Origin of the sequence: Nostoc sp. PA-18-2419 (assembly GCF_005869855.1) — a bacterium.
Lineage (GTDB): Bacteria > Cyanobacteriota > Cyanobacteriia > Cyanobacteriales > Nostocaceae > Nostoc.
The window spans coordinates 176,611-191,184 of record NZ_SZNH01000008.1; the positions used below are offsets into that span (position 1 = coordinate 176,611).

A 14,574-nucleotide genomic window follows, 5' to 3' on the forward strand; every position below is an offset into this window, starting at 1 on the left:
TTAAACTAACTGTATTGATGTGGGATTACGATCGCTTATTTGAAATAATTACAGAGTTGGTGATGCATCATTCTCCTAGTGGTGCAGAAGCCGAAATTAACCAGTTGTTGATCCAACGATTTACGGCATTGGGCGTAGAAGTCTGGTGTGATMGCGCTGACAATATTATTGCAAAAATTCCTGGGCAAAGTTCAGATAGAGCGATTGCCATCACCGCTCACAAAGATGAAATTGGCGGAATTGTCAAAAGTCTCGGCGATGAAGGTCGCGTTGAAGTCCGCAAGCTTGGCGGTTCTTTCCCTTGGGTTTACGGTGAAGGCGTAGTAGATTTACTCGGAGACAACCAAACTATTAGCGGCATTCTCAGCTTTGGTTCTCGTCACGTTTCCCACGAATCTCCACAAAAAGTCCAGCAAGAAGATACTAACGTCAAATGGGAAAATGCCTGGATTGAAACCAAACTCACTACGGCTGAACTAGAAGCAGCCGGAATTCGGCCTGGAACGAGAATGGTGATTGGTAAGCATCGCAAGCATCCAATTAGGTTAAAGGATCATATTGCCAGTTACACGTTAGATAACAAAGCCTCTGTTGCGATTTTGCTAGCCTTAGCTGAAAATCTCAAACAGCCAGTTGTTGATGTTTATCTGGTGGCTTCAGCAAAAGAAGAAGTGGGAGCAATTGGGGCATTATTTTTTACTCAAAACCAGACTTTAGATGCCTTGATTGCTTTAGAAATTTGTCCTTTATCTGATGAATATCCTGTTAAAGATGGGGAAAGTCCGGTACTTTTGTCTCAAGATGCTTATGGGATATATGATGAGGGATTAAATGGACAAATTCGTCATTGTGGTAAGCAGTTGAAGATACCAGTGCAGTTAACAACTCTTAGCCAATTTGGCAGCGATGCTTCGATTGCGATGAAATTTGGTCATGTTGGGCGTGCTGCTTGTTTGGCATTTCCTACCCAAAATACCCACGGTTATGAAATTGCTCATTTAGGGGCGATCGCTAATTGTATTGATTTACTAAAAGCTTTTTGCGAAACTGAATTAAAGTAGTATTTTCTCAAAGCCGATGACGGGATTTGAACCCGTGGCCTGCTGATTACGAATCAGCTGCTCTACCACTGAGCCACATCGGCGTACACAATCTAATACTTTAGCATGATTCACTGATGGTAAATCAAAATCCCAAAAATCGCCTCAACCCTGAGCAATATACCCGTCTTAAAGCAGAAATGGCAGCCCCTTATCGTGGCTTGCGACAATTTATCTATATTGCTTTTGGTGCTTCTGGTCTAATTGGGGCATTCATCTTTTTTTTTAGAGTGCTTGCTGGACGAGATATTGAAAGTGCTTTACCTAACTTTGCTCTGCAAATCGGAATCGTTACTCTGATGGTTTTTCTTTGGCGCTGGGAGCAACGTCGGCAAGAAAGCCGTAAATCTCGTTAAAAACGCCAATTACTCAAGGAATATGAACTATTAATCTTTTCACAGTTTGCTTTTCCAAAATATTCATATCTTTAACATATATTAATGTTTTGAGAAAAATTATGATATCAGGAAAGAAAAAATAAAAAAAGATTACAAAATTTAAAAAACTAAAAATTTCTGAGAAGCTGGAAATCGTTGAAACGGGGTCAGCCAATATAAAGACTCTGACTATAAATTTAACGGCATTGAAATGGGGTCAGCTATTTTTTTCGACCCCAAATTTTATATTTAGAACGCTGAAATTTAATAAAACTCAGAATATTGAAAGCGCCAGACTTATAATTTGTTAGTCTGGCGCTTTGGGTAATCAATTAAGTTTTAGGGCTACATAATCAAAACTTAGCACTCTTCATTGAACTGTTACCAAATAAGATGAAGGAATTGGTTGGGCACGTCCAGCGTTAACGAGTGCTTGGTAGACAAAGGCAGCAACTTCGGCTCTAGTGGCTTGACGATTAGGATTGAGTTGCTTAGCTGTGGGATAATTGATTACTAATTGCCGTACAGTTGCAGCAGCAACAGGGGCAATCGCATAATTAGGAATCTGACCAGCATCAGTGTAAAAGGAAACGACATTCTGATTATTGGCAGTTAAGCCCAAACCATTTGCTAAAGCAACTAACGCCTGCACTCTTGGAATTTGCTGCTGCGGCTTAAAAGTACCATCAGGATAACCAGAAACAAATTGACTTTGGTAAGCAGATTGAATTGCAGCATAAGCCCAAAAATTGCTAGCTACATCTTTAAACTGGGTACCCGCACGTTTAACTGGTGGTGTCAAGGCTTTAGTGATAATAGTGGCAAATTGAGCGCGGGTTACAGGTTCATTGGGTTTAAAAGTACCATCAGGAAAGCCAGCAATAATATTTTGAGAAGCTAAGGCTTCGATGTAAACTTTTGCCCAGTAATTTGCTGGCACATCTTTAAAAGCAACAGCACCTCCAGGGGGTACGTCAACAACTGCGGCTACAAAATTTACTGAACCAAAAATTTGTTTTTGATTGATATCGTTGCCAACAGCAAGAATTGTACCAGTTTTAGTAGCATTGTTGACATCATAACGAGTGTTATTCCGAATCAGATTGCCACCGGGATTTTCATTAGTGCCAAGGTCAGGTAAAGCACTAACAGTCGCTACAACACCATCCCGCTTATTGTTTTGAATAACATTCTTACGCAATACGGGCTTAGCTGACTCTGAGATAAAAAGACCGTCTTGGTTTTCGATAATTTGGTTTTCCACAATTAGGGGTGTAGAACTACCACCGATCGCTAGACCAAAACCAGTATCCTGAAATAAATTACCCCGGATTTCTCCTTGGGCAGATTTAGCAACAGAAACTCCATTGCCTTTATTTTGTACAAAGAGATTATTTTCGATTTTGGGGTAACCTGTACCAGTAACAAAAACGCCCTCTCTAATACTGTTAGTAAAAGTACTGTTTTTGATAATTGGATTCGTTGATTCCACCCAAACACCAGTACCTCGTTGATTCGGGTTGGTAACGGTGACGCCCGTAATAGTGGTATCTTGTTCGGCAAGAATGGCAACGTCCTGTCTGGCAAAGGTGCGACTAGTATAAAAACCTCCACCTGAAATTAATATAGCCTGACCTCTAGTAGATTCATCACCCCGCAGTGTTACCCCTGGTTTGAGCAATATGGGAAAGGTTTCTCCACTTTCCTGGTTATAATTGCCAGGTGCAAGTTGAATTATTGTACCTGGTTGGGCTTGACTGAGAGCAAAACTTATACTCTTGTAAGGAGTGTTGGCTGTTGTACCAGCACCAGTGGAATCTGCACCAGATGCAGGATTAACATAAACTACTGTTGCAGTCGTGGGAACTTGGGCTGTGAGAGTCGGTGCCATACCTTTTAGGTGAGTAGCACCAGCATTTACCTCACCAGGTAGTAGCATTGACCCACCATAAACAATCAACAAAGCCGTTAGTCCGGCTCCCATGCGTAAAGTATATCTGAGATAACTGCTAGAAAGAAGGCGAAAATTTTTCGCTGGAGAAGTGTGAAAACTCCGATATTTCATTTTTTAGGTCTGTGATGTGCTGAATTACAGTGTGTCGAACAAGGTTAAAGCTAGCAGTCTTGTAAGCTGCTATAAAACCCATGCCAAACTATACTGGATGATTAGCATTAATTCAGCTAAATTCCTGAGATAAATCACAGAACTTATACATAAGTTATATAGTTTAATTCAGAAAATGTTACTAGTACAGCAAGCGTGTAAATTCACCCACCATCTCAATTAACCAGATAAGAATTTAAATTCCTTGTCCAAGCTCAAGTATTAAAGCTGGATATCACAACTAATTGCGCTAGGATATCATCGCAGGAAAAGCAAAGTTATTAAAAACGAGGAAAAATGAATTGTAAATTTTTGGCCCTGCGTGGTTTGTTATATAAGTTGTAAAAATGTTTACAACTTATGAATCATATGTAGGGACGTACAGGTGTACAAACGTGTTAACTTAAGTTCAAAGGTTTATAGTACAAACCCTTTACCCCACCCCTTAATTCCCTAAAAGCGAGGAGGAAGTGTAAGTTTTAGCTTTAGACAAAACTGAGGTAAGCTCAGCTTTTACCGATATAAAATTGTAAAAAATTATCTTGTTAGCAAAATAGAAGTTGATGGGGATCGCTTGCATAGTACTTACCATCAACTTCGTCGCTTTCAAGATTTATTTAGTACTTAATAAGCTAAAGTCTCTAAAGTTTCTCGCAAATACCGTTGCACCTGTTGTTCTAAACGAAGTCCTTGTAATTGAACATCGCGTTCTAGTTGCCAGCGTTGAAAACCTGAACTAGTGGAAATTGCACATTTCAGGTTGTACCAAATTTTACTATTATCTGAAAATTGGCGATCGCTATAAGCTGGAATTTGAGCCATAATTTCTCATTCCTCAGTTATTAATTATTAGTCATTGGTCATTCTCCTCATCCCCCACATCAAAGGGTTTGCTCCTCGCCTCTTGATGATATAAAACAATATTTAGTCTGGAGGCTGCTGCGAATCTATGTTTCGTGCAAACAGAGATTCAAATAAGCGGGGCAACATTTGATTGACTCGCACGCCTAAAATTGTAAAATCTTGTTTAATCTTTTCTAAAGATAACGGCTCTAAGGCTGCAAATTCTGTGTCATTAGTCACTAAAACTCGCATGACACTAACGGGAATTTGTAAAAATAGATTGCTGGCTAAAAAGGCTAACCCCGCTAGTATTAAGCCAAGGGTACGCCATTGTGGTAAAAATTTAGCTGTATTTGCTACTGATGGGGCAATTTTAAATAGATACCACAGCGCCCAAATCGACAATACTGCTGTCATCAGGGCTAGGATACGATTTAACTTTGTATTAGTTAAACAAAGGATTTTTCGCTGCCGCTCAGTCAAATTTTCTGGTTTTAAAGCTATTCCCAAAAGACCAAAGATGTAAAAGGGACGACGCAATTGCATCCATAGAAGCGGCACAACACCAATGGTAGCTACTAAGAGTAGTTCCATCCAGACGGGCAAAAATGGCTCGCCTACAGATAGGAATAATAAGCAGAGTATTGAAAAAACAGGTAACGTCGCTAATCCAGCGACGTGAATCCACAAAATTGGTTCGGAACGAAATGAAGCCATATATTAAAGTTACGAGTCAAAAGTTAAAAGTTAGGAGTTAGGAGCTTTTAACTCATAACTTTTAACTCCTAACTTCTAACCATTTTACCCTGACCACTATCTCGTTAAGGTGAGAGTGCGGCGCTTCGTAACCATCTGGTAGGCTTCGATGATGTCACCTTCAACCCAATCATTGAATTTATCAATGCCAACACCACATTCATAACCAGCATTGACTTCACGGGCATCTTCTTTCATCCGTTTTAGGGAGTCAAGCACGCCTTCATAAATCACTTTTGTGCCACGTCGCACCCGCACTTTGCAGTTGCGAATTAGCTTGCCAGATTGAACGTAGCAACCAGCAACCGCACCACGACCAACAGGGAAGACGGCGCGAACTTCTGTTTGACCTAAGGGTTCTTCTACCAACTCTGGTTCGAGGAGACCTTCCAAGGCATCTTGGATATCTTCTAGGAGTTTGTAAATAACATTGTATTCCCGAACATCTACACCCGCTTCGTCAGCAGCCTGTCTGGCGCCACTGGCGAAGGTGGTGTTGAAGCCAATAATCACAGCGTTACTAGCAGATGCTAAATCAATATCTGTTTCGGTAATTTCGCCGGCAGTAGCCAATAGCATCCGGATTTGGACTTCGTTTTGGGGGATTTGCTTGAGCGCTCCCACAATGGCTTCCACAGAACCTTGTACGTCTCCTTTGAGGATCAAGTTGAGTTCTTTCAACTCGCCTTCTTGTGCTTGAGCCGATAGAGTTGTGAGGGTGACACGTCCTTGTAATAGGCGGGATAGGCGTTGTTTGTCGGCGCGAGCGCTTGCTAAGCTTCTGGCTTCTTTTTCGTTCTCGAAAACCTCGAACTCGTCGCCTGCTGCCGGCACATCACTTAAGCCCAACACTTCAACCGCAAAGGAGGGAGAGGCGACATCAACTCTTGTGCCTCTATCATTCACCATTGCTCGTACCTTGCCAAAGGCAGAGCCAGCTACTAGCATATCTCCTACATGCAAAGTGCCATTCTGAATCAGCAGAGTAGCAACTGCTCCCTTGGCTTTATCTAGATGTGCTTCAATGACGGTTCCTCTAGCAGCCCGGTCTGGGTTGGCAGATAGTTCTGCTACCTCTGCTACCAAGAGGATCATTTCTAAGAGCGTATCTAGGTTTTCGCCTTTGATCGCGCTCACAGGCACCATGATTGTGTCACCACCCCATTCTTCTGCTGTTAGACCATACTGGGTGAGTTCTTGTTTCACCCTATCTGGCTGTGCAGCTTCTTTGTCAATTTTGTTAATAGCAACGACAATTGGCACTCCTGCTGCTTGAGCATGGCTAATTGCTTCAATGGTTTGGGGGCGAACGCCATCATCTGCGGCTACTACTAACACCGCAATATCTGTTACCCGCGCTCCTCGTGCCCGCATAGCTGTGAACGCTTCGTGTCCGGGAGTATCTAGGAAGACTATCTGCTGGGGTTTGTCTTCATGTATTATATCTACATGGTATGCACCGATGTGTTGAGTAATACCACCAGCTTCGCCCGCAGCTACTTTTGTTTTACGAATCGAGTCGAGCAGGGTTGTTTTACCGTGGTCTACGTGACCCATAATTGTCACCACTGGCGGACGTCGATGGAGATTTTCCAAGTCTTCAACGCTGACCATTTCCGTAACCTTGCGAGCTTCTGCTTCTGGTTCGGCGGTTTCGACTTCTACTTCTAGTTCTTTTGCTACCAGAGTAATTGTCGGAATATCCAGATTTTGCGTGATACTCACTGCCATACCTTTGAGGAAGAGGATTTTCACAATCTCTGTATCAGCAATGGCTAAGAGGTCAGCTAATTCTTGGACTGTCATTGGTCCTGTGACCACAACTTTTTCCGGACGCTCGCGCTTAGTGTCAACTTCTTGGCGACGATTTTGGTCGCGGTTAGAACTAGATTTTTTAGTTCTCGCTGTTGGAGCGCTAGCTAGGGCTGTCGGTGGAGCTTGTGTTGGTCGAGTCGCTTTGGGTTTGGGGGGACGGGCGATGGAAAGACTAACTTGGATGGTGGCTGGTGTATCTAAATCCTCATCATCGAGCAAATCGTCTTCAAATTCTTCATCATCCAGAAGTATTGGCTTGACCCGCTTGCCTTTAACACCGGCCTTGCCTGCCTTCTCTTTTACTTCGTCAATGATTTCTTCTTCGACCCACTTTTTACCACCTTTAGTTGGTCGAGGCGGAGTTGGGCGTTTCAAATCGAGGAGATCGGAGGGGGTCGTCGGTTCGTCACCTAATACCTCAGATTTCGCTCCTATTGTTGACATGTGTCTTGGTGGAGTAGCGATAGGCATTGCTGCTGCTACGGCTTCACCAGAACGTGCCGGTCGAGGTCGTTGCCCATCTCCTATTGGTGATGGTGCTGATGGTCTATTCGTCGTCCCTCTTTGCTCCGGTTTTACGGGTGAAAGGGTCGGACGAGGCTGTTTTTGTGGTGCGGCTTGTGGAGTCTGCTCAGTTGGCAACTTAGCGACTTTTGGCTTTATTTGATAGTCGCGATCGCCTTCTGTAGACCGTGGGCGTTCGCGTTTGAGAATTGGTTTGTCTGCCGGAGATTGCTGCTCGGTCTGTGGTTGCTCTGCCGCAGGTCTTGCTGGTGGCGCAACCAATTGCGGTTTTTGAGGTTTTTCCGGTTTCGGTCTGGGTGAAATTACTTTTTCTGATTTTTGGGCAACTGTTTTTTCCTGTGGCTGATTTGGACTATGTGTTTGTTCCAAATCTTTGACAGCAGGTTGCTCTGGGGTCTCAGATTGATTCCGGGGTACAGGTCGAATTGGTGCCGTCGGCTTCATGGGTGAGACTGGTGTAGCGAAAGGCCGTGGAGGTGAGGGAGGATTAGCTTCAGACAAAGCAGCTTGTGTATTGGTAGCAACTGACGCCTCTGGGGCGTTGGAAGTAGTGTTTCTCAATATTTTGGGTTTACGTATTTCCAAAATTTGCTGTTTGTGGGGTGCAGCAGGTCGCGCAGGTCCGCCGTTTGCTTGTGAATTTGGTTTGTGACCGGTTGTACTTAGTTCCTTTTTGGGCATTAAATTTGTAGCTGCGAGTTTTTGTGCAGCAGTGCGAATCTGTTCTGCCTCTGATTCTGATATCGTGCTGCTATGGCTTTTGACCGCGATGTCGAGCTGGTCGCAAATTGCTAGTAGCTCTTTGTTATCCAAATTCAATTCCTTTGATAATTCATAGATTCTAACTTTGCCGTTGTTCATCCACTCTTCCCCTTTAATTTACAGTTTTAGCGGATGGCTGCCTGGGAGTGCGACATCTCCATCCCTTGACTACTGTTTTTAGGTTGCCCTTGGTGATTTTGCCGGTGCCTCCAATCAGGAAAGAGAGATGTTTCGGTTTAATAATGGCATCCCCACCAGGAATGATGGTTGAGAGATGCCCATAAAAATTTTTTAAATAAAAGATTTTTATGGTCACCCTTGACGCCGAACTGCACCTGAGCGCTACCAGGTTGCCATTTTGTAGTTTTTTGTTTTGCTGATTCTGAGTCTTCCACAACGCAATCGAGTACATTTTGTTCTGGGAGTGTCGCCATGCCCCTCTTCTTATGGAAGAGCCGAATGCTTTCTACACCCATTTACTATTTTGGCACTAACCCTAACGATCGACAGAGGATATGAAAAAAGCACGAGGAGTTCGGCTTTACTACAATTTCTCTGTTGATGACGCTACTAAGTTGTTCCAACTACTTAAATTTGATTTTGGGTATTACTGCGGGCTAGACGTTGCAACAAGCTTTGGTACAGTGTTTCTGGCACTGATGMATGTAGCGATCGCCCTAGTCGATTTTTCCTTTGAGCTGCTTGTAGACAACTCACTTGCGGACAAATATAGGCAGAACGCCCCATGCCCCCATCTAATTGTACCTTCCCGGATGGAAAGACGCGTACAATCCGCCAAAACTCATCTTTTAAACCTAGTTTGCGGCAGCTAATACAGCGCCGATAATTTGGTTTCATTGGTTTTGTGTAGGATCTCAGTTACGCATTTAAGGTATAGAAACAAGTTAATTATTACTATTTTTTACTTATGTTAACTGTCCTTTACGAAAAAATCCTTAGATATTGTGATTCAAATCAACTTTAACAAAAGTTTACAATTTTATTAAATTATTTATCATCCTCAAGATCAAAAGTATCATCATCTAATTCTTCTAATTCCTCTTGATTTTCGGCATCTAATTCCTCAAAATCAATATCATCTTCCTCTGCTTGATATCTGGCTCTAGAAGCTAGAAATTTAGCATCTTCGCCTGCATGGTCGTACTTAGCTTTGTCCTTGATGTCAATTTTCCAACCTGTTAAGCGGGCTGCCAAACGGACATTTTGTCCTTCCTTGCCAATAGCTAAGCTCAGTTGATCTTCAGCCACTAGTACGTGAGTTTGGCGAGTTTCCGGGTCCATAAGGCGGACTTCATCTACCCGTGCCGGACTCAAAGCATTAGCGATATATGTTGCCGGGTCTGGTGACCAACGAATTACATCTATTTTTTCACCACGTAATTCGTTGACAACTACTTGAATTCGCGAACCCCGAGCTCCGATACATGCACCAACTGGGTCTACATCGCGATCAAGAGTATCTACTGCTATTTTAGTCCGGGGGCCTACATAACGGGAAGGGGGGTTTGCCTCCCTAGCTACGGCAACAATCCGTACTACTTCATCTTCGATTTCTGGTACTTCATTAGCAAACAGATAAACTACCAAACCAGCATCTGCTCTAGATACCAGTAACTGCGGTCCCCGTTGCTGCCCTTGGGAAACTTTTTTAAGATATACCTTGAAAGTGGCATTCGCCCGATAATTATCGTTAGGTAGCTGTTCCCGCTTTGGTAATTCGGCTTCCACTTCTGGCTGACCGAAGCCACTGCTAACTGCCAAAATTACTGATTGACGTTCAAACCGCAGGACTCTTGCTTGTAGGACAGTTCCTTCTAAGTCTTGAAACTCTTCTTGCACCATTTGGCGCTGTTGATCCCGAAGTTTTTGCGCTAGTACTTGCTTGGTTTGCATAGCAGCCATGCGACCAAATTCACCTTGATCAGGTGTCACATCCAGCACAACGGAATCCCCTAACTGCGCTTCTGGAGCTACTAGTTGAACTTCGTCTAGAGAAATTTGATGGTCTGTGTTACTGACTTCTTCGACAATAGTTTTAGTAGAAAGAACGCGAAATCCTTCTCCTTCAATATCAAGTTCTACTTCAAAATTATCAAAATAATCTTCATCAAACTGCCTGCGTTCTAAATTTTGAGCGCGACGGTAACGTTCGTAGCCTTTGATTAGTGCTTCTCTGATAGCTGATTGAACTGCAAGACGAGGTAAATTGCGCTCACGACTAATACTTTCAATTAATTCTTTTAATCCAGGTAAAGTAACCATTGACATAAGCAATCTCCTTTAAAAATCAGGAACTAGGGACTAGGGATTGGGGATTAGAGAACTGGGTCCCCACGTTAGCAAAGCGGGGCGTTCCTGTAGCGCCTCGTAGAGAAGCACAGTCGGAATTAGGGGCATGGGGAATGGTGCATACAAATACGCTGGGGGGCACAGGAGGGAGGAGCAGAGGGAAAAGGCTGACTGCAACTTGCCCTCTGCACCTGAAGTTCCTCTGCTTGTATGCCCTTGTGCTGCTGTACTTCCCTAATCTTCATTACCCCTTATCCTCACAGGGGGCCCCGAGTTCTCTTATCCCCAGTCCCTAGTCCCTAGTCATTCGTTTATCGACGTTCGTCTAGTTGCACCCTAGTAATTAGGGAGCGCTGAATTTCTACTACACGACCTTTTTGGTTTATGTAAACTGCTGTTTCATCCCGGCGAATCAATTGACCAGTCCATTCTTGTTGTCCGTCGTAGGGTTGGGAAGTGGAGATGGTAACAGGAAATCCTTTAAAAGAAATAAACTCCCTGTCAGTGACTAATTGCCGCGAAATACCAGGACTGGACACTTCTAAGATATAAGTATCTGGAAAGATTTCCGCAGCATCTAAGGAGATTTCTAAAGCACGGCTCATCCTTTCACAATCGTTCAACCCAGTGTCTTCCTGAGGATTGCGAATGTCTACCCGCAACACTGGTGGATTTTGGTTAGTATGAAAAACTACGCCAACTAATTCCAATCCCAGTTCTTGTGCTACTGGTGTCGCCAAATCAATAATTTTTGGTACTAAGGGATGAGCCATGAGAAAATTCAATAAAAAAAGTGGGCTTTGACCCACTTCCTGCGATAAGGATATCTTCCAAGAAGTCTTGTGACGAACCAATGCTAGTTCATCCTAATTCGAGTTTAGCGCATTTATTTTCTAGTGGGGCTTGGCGCAAACAGGGAGTGCTCTTAGGTTTCTTTATGCCGTTTAGCCTGTCCTGAGTGAACAGTTATGAGTTATTCTACGCCGACACTTCCCATCTTTACCATCTACCTCAACTCCTTCATCTCTCTGGAAGAGTAGTACCTTTAGTGAGTACTGCTGGAACTGATACCTGGGTTCGTAGCTGTCTGGTTTGCTCGATAATTTGCTCAATATCTTCTTGGGACAAACGCTGAACGTAATTAAGTTTAATTTCTTCTAACAAGTCAAAAAGTAAACTCTCAATTTGTGAAAGTAAGTGTTTTTCTTTGATTTGCGCTATCAATACCTCGCTGAAACTTTTTCCTAACTGGCTCATCAGTTTTGCGCCGACAGGGTCTTCGATAGCGCCAACTAAAGTTTTATAAAGGTTTGTTGTGATTTGGGTCGCTAGTTGTTCGCTAAGTTGGGTTTCGACTTGTCCGACGCCTGGGAGATTTTGGAGGTTGCGGTAGATAGGAACTTGATGGATGACAGTTTCGATGTTATGACGCAAAATGGCAATGATCGCTGGTTGGATTTCGGGTAGCACTTGATAGACAATTGTATTTACCAAAAGAGTTGCGATCGCTTCTATTTCATTAACATTATTAATATCTATGTATGATCGTATATTTTCTTGTTGCGACACCCACCGGATTAACTCACCCCGCTTAATTGAACCCTGAACCTGGTTAATTACCCTGACTACTACAATTTGTGTAAGTTCTTCGGCAAAATTGGCAACAATCCCTTGATTAATTTGCTGCCGCACTGAGTGAAGATTCAATAATCGCGCTTGGTCAAGGCGGATTAATACGGATATAGTTCGTAACCATCGCCAGAAGGGTAGTAGTAAAAATAGGTCGTACCAACGCCATAAAAGTGCTTCTAACCAGCTAAAACCAAGGTGTTGGCGTTTAATCAAGAAAGTACGCCCTAGTAATTCGATAGCAAACAAAATCACAAATACTGAGTCAATAATCCAAAAATTGTCAATCAATTCGCCACTTTCGCCAATCCGGCGGTAGTAGTTAGTGGCAATCAAAGGGCGGATTCTCTGATTAAAAAAACTAATTTCTTTAGCCCAGCCTTTTTGGGTTAAATACGATTGACTCCAAAAAATCGCAAAGGATTGTTTTGCAGATTCATTGTCGATGCGATCGCGCATTCGATTTTTAATTTTTTCTAAAGTACCACTCTTATTTGCTCCGGCAAATGGGTTAGTATCAATCATTTCGTTGCTAAGACGAGTTATTTCATCTAGTCTGCTTTTTACTTCAGGCGACTGTAATCCTGTTTGGCTGACTTGTTCTTCTAATGCGTTTAGTGTCTCTAGATACTTTTTCGTCTCTCGATGCGGTTCGATACCTTTAATTGGGTCATAAATTTGGACAATTTGAGGAAGTTTTTGCAAGTACAAATCCCGCCAATATACGTAACTTAAATCAAACAAAACTAATCCTAAATTTACTGTGGCAACGATTGCCATAAATCTTTCAAACCAAAGGTTAGGCTGCTGATTAATTTTTAGATTTTTCATTTTTTGTTTTGTATTATACTTTGGCTAATTGTGAATTTTAGATTTTGTGTACTCCTACGGAGAAGCAAGCTACGCGTAGCGTGTCGGAGACAAAAGTTGAGCTAGTCGCTTGGTGTTAGCGTAGCTCCCTTTGATTTTTTAAGGCGAGCGTCGGCAGCACGCAAAAGAGGAGCTTTTCACGCCAATTCTGACAACTGTTGGAATCACCAAGGTCAGACTGGCTGACTATCAACGACTGCCATGCATGGTTTCCCGACTTAAAGCAACTGGCATTAACCGTTGGCTTGCGGCGAACAAAGCTTTTCAAAACAGATTTTGGATTCGTTGTTTTGATTCATATCTTGGATGGCAGTTGCTCTGGTTACGGAGATCCCCAGATCCTACTGCCTCTTTTTGTGAGTGCAGCTAATCTAAAAAACCTTCGCCGATTCGCTGACGTAAATTCTCAAATCCAAAATTGTTTGACAATCAATTATCTTAGCTAAAAGAAATACTTCTTTTGATGGATGACACAAATTATCTATTGTAGATTTAAGGAAATTTGACAAATATAAATTATAAATTATGCAAAAATCATTAAATAATCGCGAAAAAAGTTATTAAAGAAACTTAAAATGCAGCTGTTAATGTCTATAATCCTGCTGATTTGATCCGAAGGAGTTTTTAATATGTGGTGTGGGTTTGGAAAATCAAGCGCAACTTTTGCTGCTACTTGCCTGTTAACTGCTAGCATAGTAATTGCAGACACCGGTTTCGCAGCCCCTCAACGTAGTTATACGCCACAGCAATTTCGTGCTGTGTTAAGGGGATTAGGCTATAACGTCAAGCTAGTAAATACAGCCTTGACGGATGAAGAAACTAAAAAAGCAATTCGTGAATTTCAGACTGGTTATAAGCTAAAACCAGTTGATGGGATAGCTGGACCAAAAACCCAAGATTATGCTGCTAACATCATCAAAATTCTGCAAGGAAATTTGAATACGGTTGTGAAGCCAAATCCTCCCCTTCCCCGCGATCGCTTTTATGGCCCGCAAACGGAAGCAGTTGTGAAGGAATACCAGAAAAAAAATCAGTTGCAAGAAACTGGAATTGCAAATTTATCACTCCGGCAAAAGCTGAATGAAGAAGCAAAGACAGTTTCGGGTCAGCCAACTCCTCAGCCATCGCCTACACCGACGGCTAAACCAACAACTAAACCAACAACTAAACCGACGGCTAAACCGACGGCTACACCAACAGCCACACCAACAGCTACACCAACAGCTACACCAACAGCTACACCAACAGCTACACCAACAGCTACACCAACAGCTACACCAACAGCTACACCAACAGCTACACCTTAATCCTCACCAACAAATTCTAAGCTCAAAGCCTTAACTCAAGATAATTCGTAATTGTTAATTCTCAAATTTCTAATTCAGACTTATCTGAGAAGTCTGCTTACTTTGAAGTCGAATGCCAGGCATATTATCTTGAAAACTCAAGTTAATTGCTCTGTAATTCAATTACGAATTACGAA

Annotated in this window: 13 protein-coding genes and 1 tRNA gene; 4 read left to right on the forward strand and 10 right to left on the reverse strand. The window is 42.6% G+C overall.

Annotation, left to right across the window (positions count from 1 at the left end):
* The first annotated feature begins 17 nt into the window (after positions 1–17).
* On the forward strand, positions 18–1,061 hold the full coding sequence (locus FCR06_RS10905) for a M42 family metallopeptidase (RefSeq protein WP_138499621.1): 1,044 nt from the start codon (positions 18–20) through the stop codon (positions 1,059–1,061).
* An 11-nt stretch (positions 1,062–1,072) separates the two neighbouring features.
* Here the strand turns inward: FCR06_RS10905 and FCR06_RS10910 are convergent.
* Positions 1,073–1,144 (reverse strand) — tRNA-Thr (locus FCR06_RS10910).
* Positions 1,145–1,177: 33 nt separating this feature from the next.
* On the opposite strand from FCR06_RS10910, the gene FCR06_RS10915 reads away from it, so the two are divergent.
* Positions 1,178–1,456, forward strand: coding sequence for a DUF3493 domain-containing protein (locus FCR06_RS10915; protein WP_138499451.1), 279 nt, complete (start codon positions 1,178–1,180; stop codon positions 1,454–1,456).
* A gap of 391 nt (positions 1,457–1,847) precedes the next feature.
* Here FCR06_RS10915 and FCR06_RS10920 read toward each other — a convergent pair whose 3' ends face one another.
* The 9 genes from FCR06_RS10920 to FCR06_RS10960 form a co-directional block, all read right to left on the reverse strand.
* Positions 1,848–3,542, reverse strand: coding sequence for a DUF1565 domain-containing protein (locus FCR06_RS10920; RefSeq protein WP_138499453.1), 1,695 nt, complete (start codon positions 3,540–3,542; stop codon positions 1,848–1,850).
* Between the two features lie 663 nt (positions 3,543–4,205).
* Complete coding sequence (locus tag FCR06_RS10925) at positions 4,206–4,403, reverse strand: hypothetical protein (protein ID WP_138499455.1); 198 nt, start codon at positions 4,401–4,403, stop codon at positions 4,206–4,208.
* Positions 4,404–4,505: 102 nt separating this feature from the next.
* On the reverse strand, positions 4,506–5,141 hold the full coding sequence (locus FCR06_RS10930; RefSeq protein ID WP_138499457.1) for a low-complexity tail membrane protein: 636 nt from the start codon (positions 5,139–5,141) through the stop codon (positions 4,506–4,508).
* 96 nt (positions 5,142–5,237) lie between these two features.
* Complete coding sequence (gene infB / locus FCR06_RS10935; RefSeq protein ID WP_138499473.1) at positions 5,238–8,381, reverse strand: translation initiation factor IF-2; 3,144 nt, start codon at positions 8,379–8,381, stop codon at positions 5,238–5,240.
* Positions 8,382–8,518: 137 nt separating this feature from the next.
* Positions 8,519–8,716, reverse strand: a complete 198-nt coding sequence (locus FCR06_RS32510) for a hypothetical protein (RefSeq protein ID WP_189523379.1) — start codon at positions 8,714–8,716, stop codon at positions 8,519–8,521.
* 154 nt (positions 8,717–8,870) lie between these two features.
* Entirely contained in the window at positions 8,871–9,140 is a 270-nt protein-coding gene (locus FCR06_RS10945) for a YlxR family protein (RefSeq protein WP_138499475.1), read from the reverse strand.
* Positions 9,141–9,290: 150 nt separating this feature from the next.
* Positions 9,291–10,571 (reverse strand): transcription termination factor NusA, encoded by a 1,281-nt coding sequence (nusA, locus tag FCR06_RS10950; protein ID WP_189523376.1) that lies wholly within the window; start codon positions 10,569–10,571, stop codon positions 9,291–9,293.
* Between the two features lie 332 nt (positions 10,572–10,903).
* Positions 10,904–11,365, reverse strand: coding sequence for a ribosome maturation factor RimP (gene rimP / locus FCR06_RS10955; RefSeq protein ID WP_138499477.1), 462 nt, complete (start codon positions 11,363–11,365; stop codon positions 10,904–10,906).
* A 247-nt stretch (positions 11,366–11,612) separates the two neighbouring features.
* On the reverse strand, positions 11,613–13,052 hold the full coding sequence (locus tag FCR06_RS10960) for a hypothetical protein (protein WP_138499480.1): 1,440 nt from the start codon (positions 13,050–13,052) through the stop codon (positions 11,613–11,615).
* 197 nt (positions 13,053–13,249) lie between these two features.
* On the opposite strand from FCR06_RS10960, the gene FCR06_RS10965 reads away from it, so the two are divergent.
* Both FCR06_RS10965 and FCR06_RS10970 read left to right on the forward strand, forming a co-directional pair.
* Positions 13,250–13,537 (forward strand): hypothetical protein, encoded by a 288-nt coding sequence (locus FCR06_RS10965; protein WP_138499482.1) that lies wholly within the window; start codon positions 13,250–13,252, stop codon positions 13,535–13,537.
* A 183-nt stretch (positions 13,538–13,720) separates the two neighbouring features.
* Positions 13,721–14,398 (forward strand): peptidoglycan-binding protein, encoded by a 678-nt coding sequence (locus tag FCR06_RS10970; protein ID WP_138499484.1) that lies wholly within the window; start codon positions 13,721–13,723, stop codon positions 14,396–14,398.
* Positions 14,399–14,574 lie beyond the last annotated feature (176 nt).

Excerpts from the sequence above, each read along its gene's own strand:
- FCR06_RS10915 (WP_138499451.1), top strand. The coding sequence starts at position 1,178 with ATGGTAAATCAAAATCCCAAAAATCGCCTCAACCCTGAGCAATATACC.
- FCR06_RS10920 (WP_138499453.1), bottom strand. The coding sequence starts at position 3,542 with ATGAAATATCGGAGTTTTCACACTTCTCCAGCGAAAAATTTTCGCCTT.
- FCR06_RS10925 (WP_138499455.1), bottom strand. The coding sequence starts at position 4,403 with ATGGCTCAAATTCCAGCTTATAGCGATCGCCAATTTTCAGATAATAGT.
- FCR06_RS10930 (WP_138499457.1), bottom strand. The coding sequence starts at position 5,141 with ATGGCTTCATTTCGTTCCGAACCAATTTTGTGGATTCACGTCGCTGGA.
- infB (WP_138499473.1), bottom strand. The coding sequence starts at position 8,381 with ATGAACAACGGCAAAGTTAGAATCTATGAATTATCAAAGGAATTGAAT.
- FCR06_RS32510 (WP_189523379.1), bottom strand. The coding sequence starts at position 8,716 with ATGGCGACACTCCCAGAACAAAATGTACTCGATTGCGTTGTGGAAGAC.
- nusA (WP_189523376.1), bottom strand. The coding sequence starts at position 10,571 with ATGTCAATGGTTACTTTACCTGGATTAAAAGAATTAATTGAAAGTATT.
- rimP (WP_138499477.1), bottom strand. The coding sequence starts at position 11,365 with ATGGCTCATCCCTTAGTACCAAAAATTATTGATTTGGCGACACCAGTA.
- FCR06_RS10960 (WP_138499480.1), bottom strand. The coding sequence starts at position 13,052 with ATGAAAAATCTAAAAATTAATCAGCAGCCTAACCTTTGGTTTGAAAGA.
- FCR06_RS10970 (WP_138499484.1), top strand. The coding sequence starts at position 13,721 with ATGTGGTGTGGGTTTGGAAAATCAAGCGCAACTTTTGCTGCTACTTGC.